At 46.1% G+C, this 18,785-nt stretch carries 16 protein-coding genes and 1 pseudogene; 5 read left to right on the top strand and 12 right to left on the bottom strand.

The genetic code is table 11. The features are described from left to right. Positions 1-512: 512 nt before the first annotated feature. Positions 513-1,256 carry an IclR family transcriptional regulator gene (locus tag NSQ50_RS03035; RefSeq protein WP_036676839.1) on the bottom strand — a complete coding sequence of 248 codons (744 nt, stop codon included), beginning with the start codon at positions 1,254-1,256 and terminating at the stop codon, positions 513-515. A gap of 296 nt (positions 1,257-1,552) precedes the next feature. Between NSQ50_RS03035 and NSQ50_RS03030 the strand changes: the two genes are divergently transcribed. Beyond that, the gene (locus NSQ50_RS03030; protein ID WP_143760481.1) at positions 1,553-2,593 is read left to right on the top strand and encodes an alpha/beta hydrolase; all 1,041 of its coding nucleotides are present in this window, start codon (positions 1,553-1,555) and stop codon (positions 2,591-2,593) included. Here NSQ50_RS03030 and NSQ50_RS03025 read toward each other — a convergent pair whose 3' ends face one another. Further along, complete coding sequence (locus NSQ50_RS03025) at positions 2,594-3,970, bottom strand: MATE family efflux transporter (protein ID WP_036676836.1); 1,377 nt, start codon at positions 3,968-3,970, stop codon at positions 2,594-2,596. Between the two features lie 255 nt (positions 3,971-4,225). Between NSQ50_RS03025 and NSQ50_RS03020 the strand changes: the two genes are divergently transcribed. Continuing rightward, complete coding sequence (locus tag NSQ50_RS03020; protein ID WP_076105973.1) at positions 4,226-5,404, top strand: Fe-Mn family superoxide dismutase; 1,179 nt, start codon at positions 4,226-4,228, stop codon at positions 5,402-5,404. 118 nt (positions 5,405-5,522) lie between these two features. Here NSQ50_RS03020 and folE read toward each other — a convergent pair whose 3' ends face one another. From folE to NSQ50_RS02995, 5 genes and pseudogenes are all read right to left on the bottom strand, one after another. After that, complete coding sequence (gene folE / locus NSQ50_RS03015) at positions 5,523-6,116, bottom strand: GTP cyclohydrolase I FolE (RefSeq protein WP_036676830.1); 594 nt, start codon at positions 6,114-6,116, stop codon at positions 5,523-5,525. Between the two features lie 45 nt (positions 6,117-6,161). Continuing rightward, positions 6,162-6,413, bottom strand: a complete 252-nt coding sequence (locus NSQ50_RS03010; RefSeq protein WP_036676828.1) for a YneF family protein — start codon at positions 6,411-6,413, stop codon at positions 6,162-6,164. A 129-nt stretch (positions 6,414-6,542) separates the two neighbouring features. Further along, positions 6,543-7,739: pseudogene (gene queG, locus NSQ50_RS03005) on the bottom strand (tRNA epoxyqueuosine(34) reductase QueG); the annotation flags it as partial. A 35-nt stretch (positions 7,740-7,774) separates the two neighbouring features. Further along, a complete protein-coding gene (gene lepB, locus NSQ50_RS03000) occupies positions 7,775-8,383 on the bottom strand; it encodes a signal peptidase I (protein WP_076101394.1) in 609 nt (202 codons plus the stop codon). 191 nt (positions 8,384-8,574) lie between these two features. Next, a complete protein-coding gene (locus NSQ50_RS02995) occupies positions 8,575-8,994 on the bottom strand; it encodes a GNAT family N-acetyltransferase (RefSeq protein WP_036676822.1) in 420 nt (139 codons plus the stop codon). 484 nt (positions 8,995-9,478) lie between these two features. Between NSQ50_RS02995 and NSQ50_RS02990 the strand changes: the two genes are divergently transcribed. Then, the gene (locus NSQ50_RS02990) at positions 9,479-10,087 is read left to right on the top strand and encodes a superoxide dismutase (RefSeq protein WP_076223350.1); all 609 of its coding nucleotides are present in this window, start codon (positions 9,479-9,481) and stop codon (positions 10,085-10,087) included. 1,139 nt (positions 10,088-11,226) lie between these two features. On the opposite strand, the gene mutY is transcribed toward NSQ50_RS02990, so the two are convergent. Beyond that, entirely contained in the window at positions 11,227-12,507 is a 1,281-nt protein-coding gene (mutY, locus tag NSQ50_RS02985; RefSeq protein ID WP_076223353.1) for an A/G-specific adenine glycosylase, read from the bottom strand. Between the two features lie 37 nt (positions 12,508-12,544). Next, positions 12,545-12,943, bottom strand: coding sequence for a holo-ACP synthase (gene acpS, locus NSQ50_RS02980; protein ID WP_076223355.1), 399 nt, complete (start codon positions 12,941-12,943; stop codon positions 12,545-12,547). Between the two features lie 200 nt (positions 12,944-13,143). On the opposite strand from acpS, the gene NSQ50_RS02975 reads away from it, so the two are divergent. Then, entirely contained in the window at positions 13,144-13,971 is an 828-nt protein-coding gene (locus NSQ50_RS02975) for an alpha/beta hydrolase (protein ID WP_036676817.1), read from the top strand. A gap of 94 nt (positions 13,972-14,065) precedes the next feature. Here NSQ50_RS02975 and nadE read toward each other — a convergent pair whose 3' ends face one another. The 3 genes from nadE to NSQ50_RS02960 form a co-directional block, all read right to left on the bottom strand. Next, complete coding sequence (gene nadE / locus NSQ50_RS02970; protein ID WP_036676815.1) at positions 14,066-14,875, bottom strand: ammonia-dependent NAD(+) synthetase; 810 nt, start codon at positions 14,873-14,875, stop codon at positions 14,066-14,068. A gap of 168 nt (positions 14,876-15,043) precedes the next feature. Continuing rightward, positions 15,044-15,478 carry a BrxA/BrxB family bacilliredoxin gene (locus NSQ50_RS02965; RefSeq protein ID WP_036676813.1) on the bottom strand — a complete coding sequence of 145 codons (435 nt, stop codon included), beginning with the start codon at positions 15,476-15,478 and terminating at the stop codon, positions 15,044-15,046. A gap of 120 nt (positions 15,479-15,598) precedes the next feature. Next, complete coding sequence (locus tag NSQ50_RS02960; protein ID WP_081386883.1) at positions 15,599-17,314, bottom strand: two-component system sensor histidine kinase NtrB; 1,716 nt, start codon at positions 17,312-17,314, stop codon at positions 15,599-15,601. A 181-nt stretch (positions 17,315-17,495) separates the two neighbouring features. On the opposite strand from NSQ50_RS02960, the gene NSQ50_RS02955 reads away from it, so the two are divergent. After that, the gene (locus NSQ50_RS02955; protein ID WP_076223358.1) at positions 17,496-18,764 is read left to right on the top strand and encodes a BaiN/RdsA family NAD(P)/FAD-dependent oxidoreductase; all 1,269 of its coding nucleotides are present in this window, start codon (positions 17,496-17,498) and stop codon (positions 18,762-18,764) included. Positions 18,765-18,785: the final 21 nt, after the last annotated feature.

The following is an 18,785-nucleotide window of genomic DNA, read 5'->3' as shown; positions in this document are numbered from 1 at the left end:
GTTCGTTGGCTCGTGAGTTCGTTGGCTCGTTGGCTCGTAGGTTCATTGGCTCGTGGGTTCGTTGGTTCGTGGGTTCGTGGGTTCGTGGGTTCGTGGTGATTTCTCTACTCTCCCGCCCCTCCGTCCCTCTGCCTATCTAGGCCCTGGGTTCAAACGCTCGTGCCTCAGCATTACGAGTTACTGAGGCTCCCAAAGGGTACGTATATTCACTGAAGCTCACCATACAAACGCAAGGTGGGGAGCCGTTAGTTAGTCATCAGTTAGCTGTTGATTAGCCGTCAGTTACGCATCTATCATCCCATCAGTTACCCGTCAGACCGTCAGTTACCCATCAATTATCCATCAGTCACTCATCAGTCACTCATCAGGCCATCAATTCCCCCTCAGTTACCCATCGTTTCCTGCCACTTTACCCACAATCGACTAAGCATCCCTCCCCAAAACATCAAAACAGCGATCCTCCAGTAACAGAGAGATCGCTGCTTAGTTTCTTATATGTCTCAGCCAGCGAATTAAGGAATCATCATGCCCATTTCACTAGCCGCTTCCTTCAGTACCGCGGCATATTCCACTAACGTATCCCTTGATAGGCGACTTACTGGACCTGACAGTGATAACGCCGCGATCACATTTCCACTGCGCCCCGTAACAGGCACCGCCACCGCGGCCGCGCCGGGCTCGCGTTCCTCGAAACTGGTGGCATATCCGAGCCGGATAATGTCATTAAGCTGCTCTTGATAGACATCCTTCTCAACGTAGTCCGGCCATCCCGAACTCTCCAGCAATTCTTTCAGCACCTCTGGAGGAGCATAGGCTGCCAGCACTTTACTTGATGCGCCCACAGATAAAGGCAATCTCGCACCGATCTGCGCCACTCGCCGTATGGCCTGCTGACTCTGAACCGCCTGAATCCGCACACGTTCTATGCCGTCGCGTAAGTATAAACTAACGGTCTCCCCTAGCCGATCCCGCAGCCGTTCCATTGACGGCAACAATACCGCAGCCGACTCATCAAAAGCAGGCAAATGCGTAGACAATTCCCAAATTCGTATACCCAGGCTGTATTTCTCAGTGGCCGGATTACGAATGAGGAAGCCCTTTTCCTCCAAGGTTGCCAGCAGCCGATGGACGGTACTTTTATGTAAATCAATCTTTGAAGCGATCTCCGTCAACCCTAAATCTCTGTCCTGCGTAAAACAAAGCAATATATCAAGCGCACGTTCTACCGCACGCACTGTAAGCTTTCGGTCCTCCATGACAATCTCCCCCTCGTGTTTCATCAAATGAAACTCGGTTACATTATAACTAACTCTATCTTAGTGCAAAACTCTATGGAAAGTCCAGTATATTCACTCCTCCGGAGTTGTGCCAAAAATGTGCCGGAAAAGGTTGGGCTGCACTTTACAGTTACATTACAAAAGCGTCTAATTCATTGACTTTGTAAGGGCTTTTTCATACGATTAACATATTAAATTATCTACTGATGCTTTAGAATCATTTTTACAAATTCTTCTAGGCACTAGTACTCACATCATTCTTAGGAGGGGACCATATGGATCTGGCAACTCGCCAAACCGGCACAACCGTCTCCCGTCGACCTAAACTACCTAAACAAGGCAGTTCGTCCCGGCTATCGCTGCGGATGATTCGTGTGAAGCATATTATCGTTGCACTGCTATTATCTATTTTTTTCTTTTTAGCCTTCTGCTTTGTCTCACTTCATGGCTATATCGCCTGGGTATTATCTAATCCAACGGTCGCACCTCTGTATTCCAATCCCATGCAGGCCAAAGGTCTCGCATACGAGGATGTGACGTTTCCAGCTAAAGATGGTAGTCGGATGATGAGCGGCTGGTATATTCCCTCCGAAGGGGCTACCAAAACTATCGTGTTCAGCCATGGCTATGGCGCCAACCGGGAAGAATCTTGGGTACCTATGTACGATCTCGCTCACTATGCACACAGTCTGAATTTCAATGTCGTGATGTTTGATTACGGCTTTGCTGCCCAAGGCAACAAGGATATTGCAACCGGAGGTAAAAAAGAATCCCAGCAGCTTCTAGGCGCTATTGATTTTGCTAAGGAACGTGGAGCTGAGGAGTTAGTTGTATGGGGCTTCTCCATGGGAGCAGGCACAGCACTGCAAACAGGATTAGTATCAGAGGACATTGACGCGATGATTCTGGACAGTACCTTTTTGTTAGAGCCAGATACGCTGTATCATAATATTAAGCAAAATATTGATCTGCCCCGCCAGCCTTCCCTGGCGATTATGGAAATGCTGTTCCCAGTTCTGAACGGTACGGGGCTGAATCAAATTCCTTATGCGAGGGTCAAATCCGAAGATTATCCTTTCCCTATTCTACTCATGCATGGAACCGAAGATGATAAAGCTCCTTATCCTATTGCAGAAAAGCTGGCCGCGAACCAAAGCAATCCGTTCTCAGATTCCTGGGTCGTAGAGGGCAGCCATCATGAATTGCTGTTCCGTGAGCACCCGCGTGAGTATTTGCGGCGAGTCTCTGCTTTCTTAGGAAATGTTCAACTAGCCAAAACCTACAATGGCAATCAGCCGGCGATGGCAAGTAACTAGTTAAGCACTACAATCCGCCTCTGTCCCCTGATGGGTCAGTTGCTTCAACCATTTACCACGGCGAAAACGCACGTAACCTATAACCAATCGAACAGCCTCTTCCAGGGACAGAAAGAAGTATACCCAGGGAAGAGGCTGTTTCCATCCCCATGACAACAGTAGCCCTAGAGGCACCCCAAGCAACCAAGTTGTAGAGGCTTCCATAATAAAGACGAACTTACTATCGCCACCACTCTGCAGAATCCCTCCCGCAATCATCATATTGCCCACCTTTATCCATAAAAAAAGAGCAAAAAAGCAGATAACAGAAGTGGCCATTCGGCGTTCTTCCACTGTTAAGTTAAAGGCTGAGACGTAGAGCGGGGCTAGAACAGCAATAAGAACACCAAGCAGCAATGAAATCCCTACTCCTATTCGAACAAAAAAACGAGCATACTGAAAAGCACCTGCATTATTATTCTCTCCCAGCTTATGTCCGACCATAATCCCAGCTGCACCAGAAAGCCCAGCCAGAAGTCCAATCGTCAACCCCTGCAGCGGAAAGGTCACTGTCATAGCGGTCATCTCTGCTGTGCCCATACGGCTATATATTACGGAATAACAAGCTTCACCTAAAACCCAAACCAATTCCGTTAAAACAATAGGTGCTATCGTTCTTAAAAAAGGTATACACAGCGCTTTCGAAAACGAACTCAGCTCCTTAATTCCTCCGGCACCCGGCAGTTTCCCGCGATACACAGCTCCGATGATCAAGGTACTTTCGACTATACGTGAGATTAACGTTGCATATGCCGCACCTGCAAGTCCAAGCTCTGGAAACCCCCAATGCCCAAAAATAAGCGCATAGTTTAAAATAATATTCAGTCCTACAGCAGCTATGCTCACACCCATTGGATACTTTACATGTCCTGAATTTCGTAGAACCGCCGAATAGAGCATCGTCAACATCGTTGGAATATAACTGAGGGCAACGATTTTTAGAAAAATGTACCCCTTCTCCAACACTTCTTTATCCGTTGTAAAAATAGACAGGCATAGCCGAGGGTTGAAAAAAACAACTATCGTAAATGAACCCGACAATATCAGGCCAATTCCAAGACTTAATCCCAGTAATGGTGTGATGCTCTTTCGATCTTTACTCCCCCAATATTGAGCCGCGTATATGGCAAGACCCGTAGCAAGACCCGCCAGCACCACCGAAATCACGCTATAGATTTTACTAGCCATACCAACCGAAGCGATCGCTACACCCCCAAGCTGCCCTACCATCAATTGATCTACTAAATACAGAACCGCCATGACTAGACTTTGGAGGGATATCGGTACCGCTAATTTTAACAGCTGATTATAAAATTGTTTCTTCTCAAGCTTGTTCATACCCTCATCTCATTTCTCAAAGTTTTTCTACTACCCCAAAGGATTTCATTAATCGGTCCACACGACAAAAAAAGGTACACCCTCCTTTTCGCGAGGTTGTACCTTTCGGTATCATTGCCTTTATTTTCCTGTATTATTTCACCATATCAAACGGTTGTCAACGATATTATTATCGCGTTCTTATGCTCTTCATAAGCTATCATGAGCACACATATAATGGACTGATGAAGACATATCACGGGAGGTTTTCTTGGAATGTTATATGTATACGGGCCGATGCTGCCAGTACGTATTTTAGAAGAAATCGTATTCTGGAAAACACAAGAGAAAGAGCATACCGAGGTTATCAAAGCAATCGTACCTAACCTGGAGGAACCCTATGTTAAACTGCTGGATGAATGGGCGGTGGTCTTCGGTGCCACAGAGATGGCCGCTCAACAGTTATTGAATTCTGCCCTCTCTGCTTCTCCACCAAGTCAGGCTGAACTCACTGCGGAAACAGAAAAGCTGCTGCACATCTCCTGTACCCAATCCCAAGAATTTGTTCGGCAGCTTTTTGCCATCATGGAAAGCAGCGCAGCCGTCAAAGCCGTCCCCCTTGCTACCACTGTGATCCTGCATATTATTCGTGAATCAGAGTATTTCCTTGCCGTACTACACACTTTGAGCTCGCCCGGACAGCTCACGCAAATTATGAGAGATTATACAGCAGCCGACTATGTCGTAAGAACAGAAGAGGACAATGTCACGCGGAATGAGGGACTTATTCCTTCTACAGATACTATCCTTGATATTCGTGAAATGAGTGCTGTGCCAATTGGCGGGCATACACTGCCTCCATTGCCTTATGCTTATAATGCGCTGGAACCATACATCGATGAGAAAACCATGCGGATTCATCATGATAAACACCATCAAAGTTATGTAGATGGACTAAACAAAGCGGAGAACAAGCTAGCCGAGGCTCGCAAGAAAGGAGATTTCGATCTTGTTAAGCATTGGGAACGGGAGCTAGCCTTTAATGGGGCTGGCCACTATCTCCATACAATCTTCTGGAACGTAATGTCACCTCAAGGTGGCGGGCGTCCAACTGGAGCCTTACTGGAAGCCATTGAACAAAGCTTCGGCAGCTATGACAACTTCAAGAAACAGTTCACAGAAGCTGCGAATAAGGTTGAAGGTGGCGGCTGGGCTATTCTCGTCTGGAGTCCACGCAGTCATAGACTGGAGATTTTGACTGCGGAGAAACATCAGAACCTGTCACAATGGGACGTGGTTCCGTTACTGGCTCTGGATGTATGGGAGCATGCTTATTACCTTAAACATCAGAATAATCGGGCCGATTATATTGAGGATTGGTGGAAGGTCGTTAACTGGCCTTACGTCTCAGAACGTTATGCTGCTGCCAGTAAACTGGCCTGGAAGCCCTTTTGATATTATTTCATTTCACAGTGAATATCACTCTTATTCCCACACCCTGACCAAAAAGGACCCCTCATTCACATTACGTGAACGATGGGTCCTTCCAATTTCGAGGTATGCACCCCGATATTTATTCCTTAATCAAGCTTAGAAACTCCGCACGAGCGGCGGCATCCTCACGGAAGACCCCTCTAGTAGCCATAGTTACCGTTTTGCTGCCTGGCTTCTTCACTCCGCGTGCACACATACACAGATGCTCTCCCTCCACAACAACCATCACACCGTGGGGGCCTAACACCTCCGTCATAATATCAGCAATTTGCGCCGTAATGCGTTCTTGAACCTGTAGACGACGGCTTACTGCTTCAACAAGCCGAGCTAATTTGCTGAGCCCAGCAATACGTCCGCTCGGAATGTATCCTATATGCACTTTACCAAAGAAAGGAGCCATGTGGTGTTCACATTGGCTGTAATAGACGATATCCTTAACGATCACTAGCTCTTCATGAGACTCATCAAAAGTAACGCCGAGCGCCTCGCGGGGATCTATCGAATAACCGCCGAATATCTCCTCGTACATCCGCGTAACACGTGCCGGTGTTTCCAGCAGTCCCTCGCGGCCGGTATCTTCACCGATTAATTCTAATATTTTCTCAACGTGATACTCGATTTGCTCACGGTTCTCTGCAACTTTACCGTTCACATATTCCTTGATGTTCCCCATGATGTCTCCCCCTTCCGCACCCGTATACATGTTATCCGGACCCGGTTACTTACTTCTACGTTTATTCCCTTTAGCTGCTCCAGGGCGCGCACCTGGCTGTCCCTGAGTCTTCATCATTTGCTGGGCACGCTGCATTTGCTTCCCGTTCAGGTTATAACCCATTTGCTTTGCAACCTTTTGCAGCATTTCAGGATCATTCTGCATGTTTGTCATTTGTTTGCGCAGATAATATACACCGATGAAAAAACCACCGATGAGACCTACGACCAATGTAATAATAGGTAATGCGATACTCATCTAAAGCCCACCTCTACACTCTATTGTCTGCATCGCCATATGGCACGCGAATCTATCATAGCATTTCAGGAACTGGACAGCAATTGGCAATATGCAACCTGTCTATGAACTTTTTCCTCCATTAATATCGCTGTCCTCCCGTGCCTTCTTCCCAGTAAGGAGCACATCCTGCGCCCGGCTTAGCATTTCCCTCACCGTGCTATCCTCCTCGCGCTCTAAACCCGCTTCTACAGCAGCTAGAGCCTCATCACCTCCAATACGTCCAAGCGCCCAAGCAGCAGTGCCCCGCATCTCTGGCCGCGGCTCTTTCAGAACAATTTCTGATAGCTTTGGCACAGCCCCGGCTTCCTTGAAATTGCCTAGGGCAATGATCGCATTTCGCTGCATCGGCTTTTTGCCTCTCCAGGCTGCTGAGCTATTGCCGAATCTCTCTTTGAACTCACGATTGCTAAGATCCAGAATCGGCAGCAGCAGCGGCTTCACGATTTCAGGATCAGGTTGCATCTGAGGGCGATGATTCCAGTTCTTACCTCTATTCTTGGGACATACAATCTGGCAAGTATCACAGCCGTATAGACGGTTGCCGATCTTGGTCATATACTCCTCGCTGAGGAACCCTTTAGTTTGCGTCAAAAAAGAAATACAAGCCTGTGCGTTAAGCTGACCCGGACCCACCAGCGCTCCGGTAGGACAAGCATCAATACACTTAGTACACTCCCCGCAGCCTTCTTCAACAGGTTCATCCGGAGCAAAAGGAATGTTGGTAACCATTTCCCCAAGATAAATCCATGATCCCCATTTGGGCGAGATAATAGAACAGTTTTTGCCGCTAAAGCCTATTCCCGCTCTTTCCGCGACCGCTCTATCTACTAGAACACCGGTGTCCACCATGCTTTCCAGCACAGCCTCCGGTACACGCTCGTGAATAAATTCCTCTAGCTTACTTAAGGCTTCCCTCAGCACATGGTGATAATCCCTGCCCCAAGATGCCCGGGCGAGGATGCCTCTACGTGCACCCGGCTCAGATTTAGGAGGGTTCTCCATTTTAGAAGGGTAGGCCACTGCAATCGAAATAATAGATAACGGCTTGTCTCCAGAAGACAATGCTGGAACTGTCCTTTTATCCAGATCGGGTTCCTCGAAGCCAGATTCATATCCTTTGTCCCGATGGTCTTGCAGTATATTTTTTAAATATAAAAAAGGTTCTGCTGTTGTAAACCCGATATCATCAATACCGAGTGATGTCGCAGCCTCCTGAATCTCTGCTTTAAGCTGTGCCCACTTGGAAGGCGGGGGAGCATACGATGACTGAAATGTATTGGTCATTTCCGCCTTCTCCTTTCATATCTTCGCTGACTTTCTTATAATCTATTCAGTTTTGACAGAGGCCACCATATATAATCAGCCCTGCCGACAATCATATCCTGTGAAATAGAGCCGAAGTAACGGCTGTCCTTGCTGGCTGATGCATGACGGTTATCGCCCATTACAAAATAATTGCCACTTTCTACGGTTAACGCTGCAAAATCCGGATCTTCAATCTCAGTATCGATATAGGGCTCATTCACTATTTTTCCATTTACGTATAACTGATGATTCCGTACCTCTATGATATCTCCAGGTATGCCAATCACTCGCTTCACTAAATACTCCTTATGACTAGGACCGGTACTTGGATCATGAAGAATGACAACATCACCATGTTTTGGATTTACGAACAGCAATGAAATTTTATTAATGAAGAGCCTTTCTCCTTCCCAGAGTGTTGGCTGCATAGACTGACCTTTAACTGTTGATATATTGAACACAAAAACATTAAGAACAGACATCACAGCAAAAACAATCACAGCTGTAAGCAGCCAATCCTTCATTTCCGAGACCAAACGACCGCCCAGGGTAGTCTTGGATCTGGAGGATCTATGTCTTTGTTTCCTATTTCTCGTGTAATCTACTTGGGGCTCCTGATTCAATATGTCACCTCTTGTTCTCAATAATTGAAGATTATACTTGCAGATATTATAACAATAAAAAAGCATATCTCCCAGCCATTAGCAATGGACTTCTGGGAAATACGCTCGAGTATGAATGAAACAGACTATATCGTCAGCTATAGTTCTTTTTTCTAGAAAATGTTTCCGCTTTCGCAGCTGAGTGATCAAAATTACCCAACAATGCTCAGCTTCCGGACAGATTTGAAGATTTGATTCTCGCTATATCCCATAGCTTCATACAATGGCAAAGCAAAAGAATTATGCTCATCGACGGCTACATAGATACCACTGACTTTACGAGCTTGAAACCTGGATTCCATAGCCGATACCAGACTTCTGCCGACTCCTCTGCGGCGATAATCAGGATGTACAGCAATCCGGAAATAACAACCGTGGTTTTTCTCAATCGTACCAATCAGTGCTCCAACAATTTCTTCTTCATCTTCCGCAACTACAATGAGATCTGAATCCCATGAAAGCTGCCTGGAGAAAGGCTCGATAGTGTTCTCGAAACACTCTTCCGATAATGCGGTTTGCAGCAAATCAGTCACAGGGCTAACGTCGCTTAATTGAAAGGAACGAACGTGCATTCTTTAAAATCTCCCTTGTCTATGGCTTATGAATTTAACAAAAAGAAGGGGTTCCCTTAACATAGAGAAAATAAAAAAAAGCATCAAATACCGAGGAATACCTGCTTTTAAATCTATTAAAGCACACTTTTCTCGTGATATCATCATTTTTCTTTTGAAAGCGCTTAATATCAAGCGTTTACATTTTAGATGGGGTTCATTTCTTCATTAAAAGGGTATTTATAAGGATATATGTCTATAGGATTGGGGACTATTAATTTTAACATTCCAAATACAATTGTAAAACCCTTTCCCTCTCCAATTATACTTTATAAACATTTATGTTTGTTTAGTGTTGCATTATTGGTCTAGATACGGTTTAATTAAGGTATCCTATCGGGCGAATACCCTATAGTACATATTTACAATAAAGGATTTTGACGTTAGTTCGCCAGAATTCTTTATCTATAACAAAATTCTAATATAACTCAGGAGGGATTTTTCCATGGCATTTCAATTACCGGCACTTCCTTATCCGAACAACGCACTCGAACCACACATCGACGCATTGACGATGGAAATTCACCATGACAGACACCATAACACATATGTAACTAATCTGAATGCAGCTTTGGAAAAAGCACCTGAATTGCAAAGCAAAAGCATTGAAGAGCTTCTTACAGATCTGAACTCTGTACCTGAAGCTATCCGTACTGCTGTTCGCAACAATGGTGGCGGACACGCTAACCACACCCTGTTCTGGGAAGTTATCGGACCAAACGGCGGCGGCGCACCAACTGGTGCATTGGCTGAAGCTATCGATAAAGAACTGGGCGGATTCGAAAAATTCAAAGAAGACTTCGCAGCAGCAGCAACTACTCGTTTCGGCAGCGGCTGGGCTTGGCTAGTTGTTAAAGATGGCAAACTGGCAGTAACAAGCACACCTAACCAAGACAACCCAATCAGCGAAGGCGCTACTCCAATCCTCGGACTTGATGTATGGGAGCACGCTTACTACCTGAACTACCAAAACAAACGCCCTGATTACATCAAAGCGTTCTGGAACGTAGTAAACTGGGAAGAAGTTGGCAAACGTTACGAAAGCGCAAAATAAGAAATTACATTTGGCTTAAGCTATGGAACTAAAAAAGAAGGTATCTCAGAGCCGAATTGGCTATGGGATACCTTCTTTGTTTAGGTTGGATAGAGAGAGAGATAAAGATAAAGACAGAGATTGATTGAGATCCTCCCAGACACCGTATTTCACGCCGCTTGCGTCGCTTAAATGGATACACTGGATCGGAATAGATCGGAATAAATCGCAATAAATCTATACTCGGCTTATGAAAATCTGCTTTTGGAGTCGCTGAGCAATAGATTAGGGAATAACTCCCTAAAATTCTGCGATAGGCTCCATAAACACATGTAATTAGGGAAATACTCCCTAAAAATCATCCGTTATGGGCATAAAACCGATATTCGCCAAATTATTAGGGAGGTTTTCCCTAAAGTGATCAATTACAAGCCAAATCGACCTTTTTTTAGGGAAGAATTCCCTAATTAAATTTCACTCACTCTCGTAGCCATAGGAACACCAGAAGAATTTAGTTGGAACAAGACTGAACTAGTCTAAGCCAAATAAACAAATATTTGCTACGAAGAGACTGAAGCATACGACCATACTTAGGTGCATACAACCATACTTAGGTGCATACGACCATGCTTAGGTGCATAAGACCCTACTTAGGTGCATACGACCCTACTTAGGTGCATACGACCATACTTAGGTGCATACAACCATACTTAAGAGCATACAACCATACTTAGGTGCATACAACCATACTTAGGTGCATACGACCATGCTTAGGTGCATAAGACCCTACTTAGGTGCATACGACCCTACTTAGGTGCATACGACCATGCTTAGGTGCATACGACCATGCTTAGGCGCATACAACCATACTTAAGAGCATACAACCATACTTAGGTGCATACAACCATACTTAGGTGCATACGACCATGCTTAGGTGCATAAGACCCTACTTAGGTGCATACGACCCTACTTAGGTGCATACGACCATACTTAGGTGCATACAACCATACTTAGGTGCATACGACCATGCTTAGGTGCATAAGACCCTACTTAGGTGCATACGACCCTACTTAGGAGCATACGATTCTACTTAGGCGCATACATCAAACTGAGGTTTTGTACATTTAGTGCTTTAGCAACACAACACGGCGAATCTTCTACTACTCTAGCTTCGACCGCTCTTCCTGCTCATCAAAATAAAGGTTCAGTAGCTTCAGAAAAACGTTAGGAAACGCATAGTTAGCCATGTCTTCGCGGCTGATCCAGCGCACTGCTCCGCCGTCCTCTGGACTAGCGTTCCCGTCCTCAAATCTCTCGATAGGCATGCTGCTGTCGATCCCTGAGAACAAGTCCGCTTCCGCGTTGTACACCACCCGTCCTTCTGCCGCTATCGGCAGCGGAAGGGCGTCCTCTACGCTGCAGCGGTACACCTGCAGCGTCCACACGATATGGCTGAAGATATGCTCAGCAGCCATCCAGTGCTTTTCAGGCCGGGCAGAGATCCCGGCCTCCCGCAGTGACCGGCGCAGCCGGTCCAGCGCCGCTGCTTCCGGCAGCCGCGCGCCTTTGGCGCCGCCTTCCACAGGCGGCGCCGGCCAGTGCGGCAGCTCCCACATGCGGGCTAACAGCCCGCTTTGTGGCCGCTGCCGGATGAGCACTTGGCCCGCGTGGGCACCGCGGCCCTCGATTAAGGCCGCCAGCCGCTCCTCAGGGCGCGGCGGCTTGGCCTTGGTCTTGATGGGCAGCGAAGTCTCGCAGCCCGCCAGGCGCGCGGCGCAATGCTCCATCACCGGGCAGGTTAAACAGCGCGGTGACTTAGGAGTGCATACGAGCGCCCCGAGCTCCATCAGGGCCTGATTAAAAGATGCCGCTTCCCCCTCCGGGATCAGTTCAGCTGCCAGGCGCTCCATTTTTACGCGGGTGGGTCCCTTGGCGATATCATCCTCTATCAGGAAATATCGGGACAACACCCGCATCACATTGCCGTCGACCGCTGGCTCCGGCCGATTGAACGCAATGCTAAGGATAGCCCCTGCCGTATAAGGTCCCACTCCCTTTAAACTGAACACAGCCTCGCGATCATTCGGCACCTGCCCGCCATACAGCTCTTTGACTTGCTTGGCCGCATGCTGTATATTGCGAGCACGAGAATAATAACCTAAGCCTTCCCAGCACTTAAGCACGTCCTCTTCTGGTGCATCGGCGAGCGACTCCACGGTAGGAAACCTTTCGATAAACCGATTGAAATACGGGATTACCGTATCCACCCTTGTCTGCTGCAGCATTATTTCAGAAATCCAAATATAATAAGGATTGCGGTGCCGACGCCAAGGCAAATCCCGTTTCTGCCCTTGATACCACTCCAGCAAATGATAGCTGAAATATTGCTTAGCCTCCCGCAGCTCCTGTTCGTCTTGAACTTGTAGATCTTGTTGTGTCATTATAACGCTCCTTGCCTTTCTATAATCATGGTTCAATTTATGAACCTAGCCCTTCCACGACGGCAAAAGCCGAAGCCAAATCACGGCCATGTGTTATCGTAAGATGAATGGTGTACTTCTGTCCATCTGGAAGATTTAGTCTGCTCCAGGCTTCACACGATAAAGTTACCTCTGGTTTTCCTTTAACATCAGGCAATATCTCAATATCCTGAAACCCAACTACATTGCCGATGCCACAGCCTAAAGCCTTCACAACTGCTTCCTTGGCAGCAAAACGCCCGGCTACGAACTCAGCCAACCTCCCGCTTCGCTCTTCAGCAAGTTGATATTCTTGCTCTGTTAAGACCCGCTGGTTAAATTTCTTACCCAGTCCTCTATTTATTACCTCTGAGATTCGTTCAATTTCTAACACATCATGTCCGATTCCGTAAATCAACACTTCACGCTCCTTATGGACGTGTATCCCATTTTGCTTCAATAATGGTATGATCAATCAAATGAAGTATTATTAAAAGTAATAGTCCTGCAAGATTCTTTCTGCTATCTTAAAAGAAAATGCGCTCTAAGTCTATCCAGCGACTTCACGATAGACTAGCTGATTTACTTCATTTTTATATATGGAGAGGGGATTACCCTATGAATCATCGTAATTTTGAAATACCTGCCGGTGACGGAGCTGTTCTCCGCTGCTCGCACTTCCCTGCCCAAGGCAAAGCCAAGAGTGTTATTGTTATTGCCCATGGCTACAAAGGTTTTAAAGATTGGGGAATGTTTCCTTACATAGCCACAACTCTCAGCCAGGAGCATGAAGTGATCACTTTTAACTTCTCTCATGCTGGCATCGGAGAAGATCTGCTGCATTTCACTGAGCTTGAGAAGTTCGCCCGCAACACCTATCGCCGTAGCTTAAAGGACATGGAAATCCTGTTGTCTTATCTTAGCCAACACCCGAAATTCGGCAGCTTGCCCTTATTCCTTCTCGGCCACAGTCTCGGAGGGGGAATTTGTTTGGTCTACACGCTTGATCATCCCAATGAGATCAGCGGAGTAATCTCCTGGAACGGGGTTACGAAACTCGATTTGCTGACGGAAGAACAAAAGCAGCAGATGAAGGAAACAGGAAGAACCTATGTCCTTAATGGACGTACTGGCCAACAAATGCCGCTGGATGCTGTAATTTTAGAAGATATGGAGAACAACAAAGAACGCTATAACATCCTTGAACGCATACAGAAAGCGTCCTTCCCAGTTGTTCTTATTCAAGGCAGTCAAGATGGAGTACATCTCCGCCAAGGGTCTGAGCATCTCATCAAACTTCGGCCAGATATTAGCTGGGTGCAGGTTCCTGAGGGTAATCATACGTTCAACACTGTGCATCCTTTTGCTGGCACGACTCCGCAATTAGAGCTCGCGATTGCTGCGACAACTAATTTTATCGATCAGACACTTACGCTTACAGAATAATTATTCTTCTTAGTCTATCCAGCTATCCAACTCACAAAAACCGCCACGAGCTCTGCTGCTACGCAGACCCGTGGCGATTTCTAGTTCAACTATTCTAAATCCCCGGAATAACATTACGCTTATGTGCCGTTCTCCGGTAATAATTCTCAAGCTTCTCAGCTACCTCAGGATTAACCTGTTTACCTTCCAGATAGTCGCTGTTATCGTCATAAGTAATGCCCAGCTCGGTTTCATCCGTCTGCCCCGGCCATAAGCCCGCCGTAGGTGCTTTTGTGACAATATCCGCAGGCACACCAATATGTGCAGCCAGCTGACGTACCTGACGTTTATTAAGTGTGGATAGTGGTGTAATATCTACAGCGCCATCGCCCCACTTCGTGTAGAAGCCGGTAATTGCTTCAGAAGCATGATCCGTTCCTACTACAATCAGATTGTTCTCAAAAGCGAGTGCATATTGCATAACCATACGTGTTCTGGCTTTAACATTTCCTTTGCCTTGATGCGTCATATGGCGGTGTTGGCCTATTGATTTCAGACCATGCTCAACTTCAAGGGCAATTTCATTTACAGCTTCCTCAATGTTGGTCTCCACAGTATGAGTCAGATTAAAAGCTTTGGCAACATCATAGCTGTGCTCGATATCTTCCTGAACCCCATAAGGCTGGAATACTCCAAGCGTCATATACTCTGTGCCTTTTTCTGCCGACAGCTCGTCCGTAGCCTGTTTACACAGACCCGCGGCTACCGCACTGTCCACTCCACCACTAATGGCGATCAATAATCCTTTAGCCCCTGCGTTCAGCACGTACGACTTTAAGAAATCAACCCGTTTGCGTGCCTCAACCTCTACATCAATCGTTGGCTTCACGCCAAGATCCGCAATAATTTCCTTCTGTAAACTCACCAAACACACCTCGTTCCATCAGAAATGGTTCCATATCCATCAAAATATCCACCCAAACGAAGCTCATGCTTCTAAGCATATTCTATCCCATTATTGCTCTTATATTTTGAAAAATCCCGCATGCAGCCGATTTGCCGGCTGATGCGAGATTATATGGAATAACTGTTTTTACTGGCACAAACGATTGAAGACCTCTTTCAATTCAGCAGCAATTTCAGCAGCCGAACGATCTTCTACGCCATGACGTTCAATAAAGTGAACGAGTTCTCCATCCTTCATCAGTGCGATGGAAGGTGAGGATGGCGGATAAGGAGCAAAATATTCACGTGCTTTAGCAGTAGCTTCTTTCTCTTGACCTGCAAACACTGTGAACAAGTGATCCGGAGTGATTTCATTTTGCAAAGCCTGAGCTACACCTGGACGACATTGTCCAGCAGCACAACCACAGACCGAATTTACGACTACAAGCGATGTTCCTTTTGCGGTTGGAAGAGTAGCTTCCACCTCTTCTGGAGTCATAAGCTCCTGAAACCCGATACTTGTCAGGTCATCACGCATAGGCTGAATTGAATCTCTCATATATTGATTAAAAGACATGGACATTTCTCTGCACTCTCCTTCACTTTTCAACTGTTTGTCAGATAATATTACAGCAGTACTTACTAACTTTATTATACATTCATACTCTGTGAAAGCAAGAGATGCTGTAGAGGGTGATTCAATCTAAGAGCGAACCCCGCTGGGTTCCTCCTTATCCAATGGGAAGGAGATCGTAAATACCGTCCCCTCTCCTTCTACAGACTCTACATTTATTTTACCGTTATGCCGCTCCACAATACTTAGGCACAAGGATAAGCCTAGACCTGTTCCCTGAATTTTCGTCGTAAAAAAGGGTAAAAACAACTTCTCGCGTTGACTTTCTGACATACCAACGCCGCTATCGGTGACAATCAACTCCACTTTATCATGAGTACTGCGTGTCTCCAGCGTCAGCACCCCCTTGGGTCCCATAGCCTCCATACCATTACGTCCTAAATTGAGAATAAGCTGCTTGATTTCCCGGACATTTAGTTCCAATTCATGCAGTGATGGGCTCAGCTTCAGTTCAACACTTTGACCGCGAAGATTAGCATCAGCCCACAGCAATGGACTAACTTCTTCTATAATATGGTGCAGCAGCACCTTCTCTTTATCAGAAACCCGGCTCTGTGCCAAGGATAAAAAATCATTAATAATACTATTAGCGCGGTCCAGCTCTTCCATCACAATCTGATAATAAGAATCCAATTCTTGAGCACTCTTTTCTCTCATCAGCTGCAAAAAACCCCGAACTACCGCCATAGGATTACGAATCTCATGGGTAATTCCAGCAGCCATCTGCCCGACCAAGCTCAAACGTTCCACATGATCCAGCTCTACACGTAGTTTTTCCTCATTGGTCATGTCCTGCACAATAATTACAGCACCACTTGTTACCCCTGAACTCTTATGCATTAACGGCGCTGAATAAATCTGATAGATGCGCGACTCATGAATCATTTTTTCACTTGAACGCCGATTAGAGCGGATATTATCACTTACCCGCATATATGCCTGTGTATCCACTGAGCTATGAAAAAACTTTTTTACCGGCTCGTCAATAATATCCTCTTTTCGCAAATTGGGATAATGAGCCCGCATCATTCCTAGCATACAATCATTAAGATCAGTTACAACTCCGTGTTCATCCAGAGACATAATACTCAGAGGAACTACATTGGTAATCTGCTGCAGCTTCTCGGACTCCCACTGGAAACTTTCACTGATATTCTCCATCTGTACTTTATCCTGCAATCTACTTCTAACCATCTCAACATAATATACAAAAATACCACCTAAAGCGATGGTGAAAAACAGATATACCGTAATCAGAAATGCTTGCACGGAATTAGATTCATATATATTTTTCCCGCCTATAATAGGGACTAACGCAATAAATAGCATGCTTGGACAAAGAATCATCCATAACACACCGATCTTCTCAACTACTGTACCTTTCTTAAAAGGTTTGGCCAGTCCAAACAGTAGCGGATATAATAAAATCCCTGAATTCAATATCACATTACTGATTCCTGTAGGCTCCGCGATGATTACATTGCAGATAAGCAAAAAAATGGACAGCAAAATGCCCGAACGGGTAGTTCCATATAAAATACCAATATACGCAGGGATTAATCCTAAATTTAAATAGGCTACACCAAACAAAGTTGTCGAAAGAAGAGAGCACAGGATAAGACTAAACGTACACGCCAAAATCAAAAAGGTCTGATCATTTGGAAGCTTCCCCTTTTTCCGTGTTACAAATCTACGGTCCACCCACCATTGAAAAAGAAAAAGAAAGGAGCATGCTGCCGATATTTGCAATAAGATATCCTTAACCGCACCAATAATTACAATCACACCCCAAAATGGACAAATTACCCTACATGCTTAGATTAAAGCACAGGATTACTCTCCTGACAACGATAATCACCTAATGATTGGACAAGACTGGTTACATGTGAATCAGAATGGTATGATTCCGTTAGGAATACCCGCGGAATAGGCTTCCGTGTCTTAACATGTAAAGGAGTAAAATTTCATGAGCAATTACGATGTGATCGTCATTGGGGGCGGCCCTTCGGGTCTAATGGCAAGCGTGGCCGCTGCAGAACACGGGGCATCCGTTCTGCTAATCGACAAGGGAGCAAAACTAGGCCGAAAGCTCGGAATATCTGGTGGCGGACGCTGCAATGTTACCAACGTCAAGGAAAGAGACGAGCTAATCGCCCATATTCCAGGAAACGGGCGTTTTTTGTATAGTGCCTTCGACCATTTTAATAATCAGGATATCATCGCCTTTTTTGAAGGTTTAGGCATTGCATTAAAAGAAGAAGATAACGGGCGGATGTTTCCCGTTTCCGATAAGGCCTCTAGTGTCGTCTCTGCCTTAATTAGCAAAGTACGGAGTCTAGGCGTACAGATTATGACCGACAGTCCCGTCTCAAGAATAATCTATAACGAAGGGGCTGTTAAGGGAGTCCAACTGAGCTCGGGCAAGACGATCGCCTGCACTGCTGTTATCATCGCTACCGGAGGCAAGTCCGTACCACAGACCGGCTCCACGGGAGATGGTTACCCTTGGGCAGAAGCCGCAGGGCACACGATCACCGAGCTGTTCCCGACAGAGGTGCCGATTCTTTCACGGGAAGAATGGATTAAGTCCGGCGAGCTGCAAGGTCTGTCGTTACGTGATGTGGTCCTTACTGTGTGGAATCCGAAAGGAAAGAAGGTCATCTCTCATCGAGGGGATATGATATTCACCCATTTTGGATTATCAGGACCCATTGCACTGCGGTGCAGCCAATTTCTGAGACAAGTCCAACGTAAATCCGGCACAGATACGGTGGAGATGTCCATCGATCTCTTCCCTGATCTGAACGCACAGGAAGTAGAATCTATGTTGCAGGATAAGCTGGATCAGGAACCAAAGAAAGCGATCCGCAATTCGCTGAAAGGGCTGTTGCCAGAGCGTCTCATCCCCCTCTTGCTGACTAAATCTGACTTAGATGGGGACACAACCGGTCATCACGTCTCCAAGAATGGATTGCTTCTATTGGCTGGGATTTTGAAACGCATGCCGGTTTATGTGCATGGCACCCGGTCCCTATCCGAGGCCTTTGTTACCGGCGGTGGGGTAAATCTGAAGGAGATCGATCCCAAAAGAATGGAATCGAAGCTTATGCCGGGGTTATTCTTCTGCGGCGAGGTACTCGATATCCATGGCTATACAGGAGGCTACAATATAACAGCGGCCTTCTCAACAGGATATACAGCAGGCAAACACGCCGCTGACATTCGACTGGGATAATCTCTAGTGCAACGTGAATAT

This window comes from Paenibacillus sp. FSL R10-2788 (assembly GCF_038003885.1).
GTDB classification, from domain to species: domain Bacteria; phylum Bacillota; class Bacilli; order Paenibacillales; family Paenibacillaceae; genus Paenibacillus_AQ; species Paenibacillus_AQ odorifer.
This window is presented reverse-complemented; position numbering and strand designations above follow the sequence as displayed.

Bases quoted from the DNA above. Each gene is read 5' to 3' on its own strand.
- NSQ50_RS02975 (WP_036676817.1), top strand. From the start codon at position 13,144: ATGAATCATCGTAATTTTGAAATACCTGCCGGTGACGGAGCTGTTCTC.
- folE (WP_036676830.1), bottom strand. From the start codon at position 6,116: ATGGGGAACATCAAGGAATATGTGAACGGTAAAGTTGCAGAGAACCGT.
- NSQ50_RS02990 (WP_076223350.1), top strand. From the start codon at position 9,479: ATGGCATTTCAATTACCGGCACTTCCTTATCCGAACAACGCACTCGAA.
- mutY (WP_076223353.1), bottom strand. From the start codon at position 12,507: ATGACACAACAAGATCTACAAGTTCAAGACGAACAGGAGCTGCGGGAG.
- NSQ50_RS03020 (WP_076105973.1), top strand. From the start codon at position 4,226: ATGTTATATGTATACGGGCCGATGCTGCCAGTACGTATTTTAGAAGAA.
- NSQ50_RS02965 (WP_036676813.1), bottom strand. From the start codon at position 15,478: ATGTCCATGTCTTTTAATCAATATATGAGAGATTCAATTCAGCCTATG.
- NSQ50_RS03035 (WP_036676839.1), bottom strand. From the start codon at position 1,256: ATGGAGGACCGAAAGCTTACAGTGCGTGCGGTAGAACGTGCGCTTGAT.
- NSQ50_RS02995 (WP_036676822.1), bottom strand. From the start codon at position 8,994: ATGCACGTTCGTTCCTTTCAATTAAGCGACGTTAGCCCTGTGACTGAT.
- NSQ50_RS03010 (WP_036676828.1), bottom strand. From the start codon at position 6,413: ATGAGTATCGCATTACCTATTATTACATTGGTCGTAGGTCTCATCGGT.
- NSQ50_RS03025 (WP_036676836.1), bottom strand. From the start codon at position 3,970: ATGAACAAGCTTGAGAAGAAACAATTTTATAATCAGCTGTTAAAATTA.
- NSQ50_RS03030 (WP_143760481.1), top strand. From the start codon at position 1,553: ATGGATCTGGCAACTCGCCAAACCGGCACAACCGTCTCCCGTCGACCT.
- NSQ50_RS02955 (WP_076223358.1), top strand. From the start codon at position 17,496: ATGAGCAATTACGATGTGATCGTCATTGGGGGCGGCCCTTCGGGTCTA.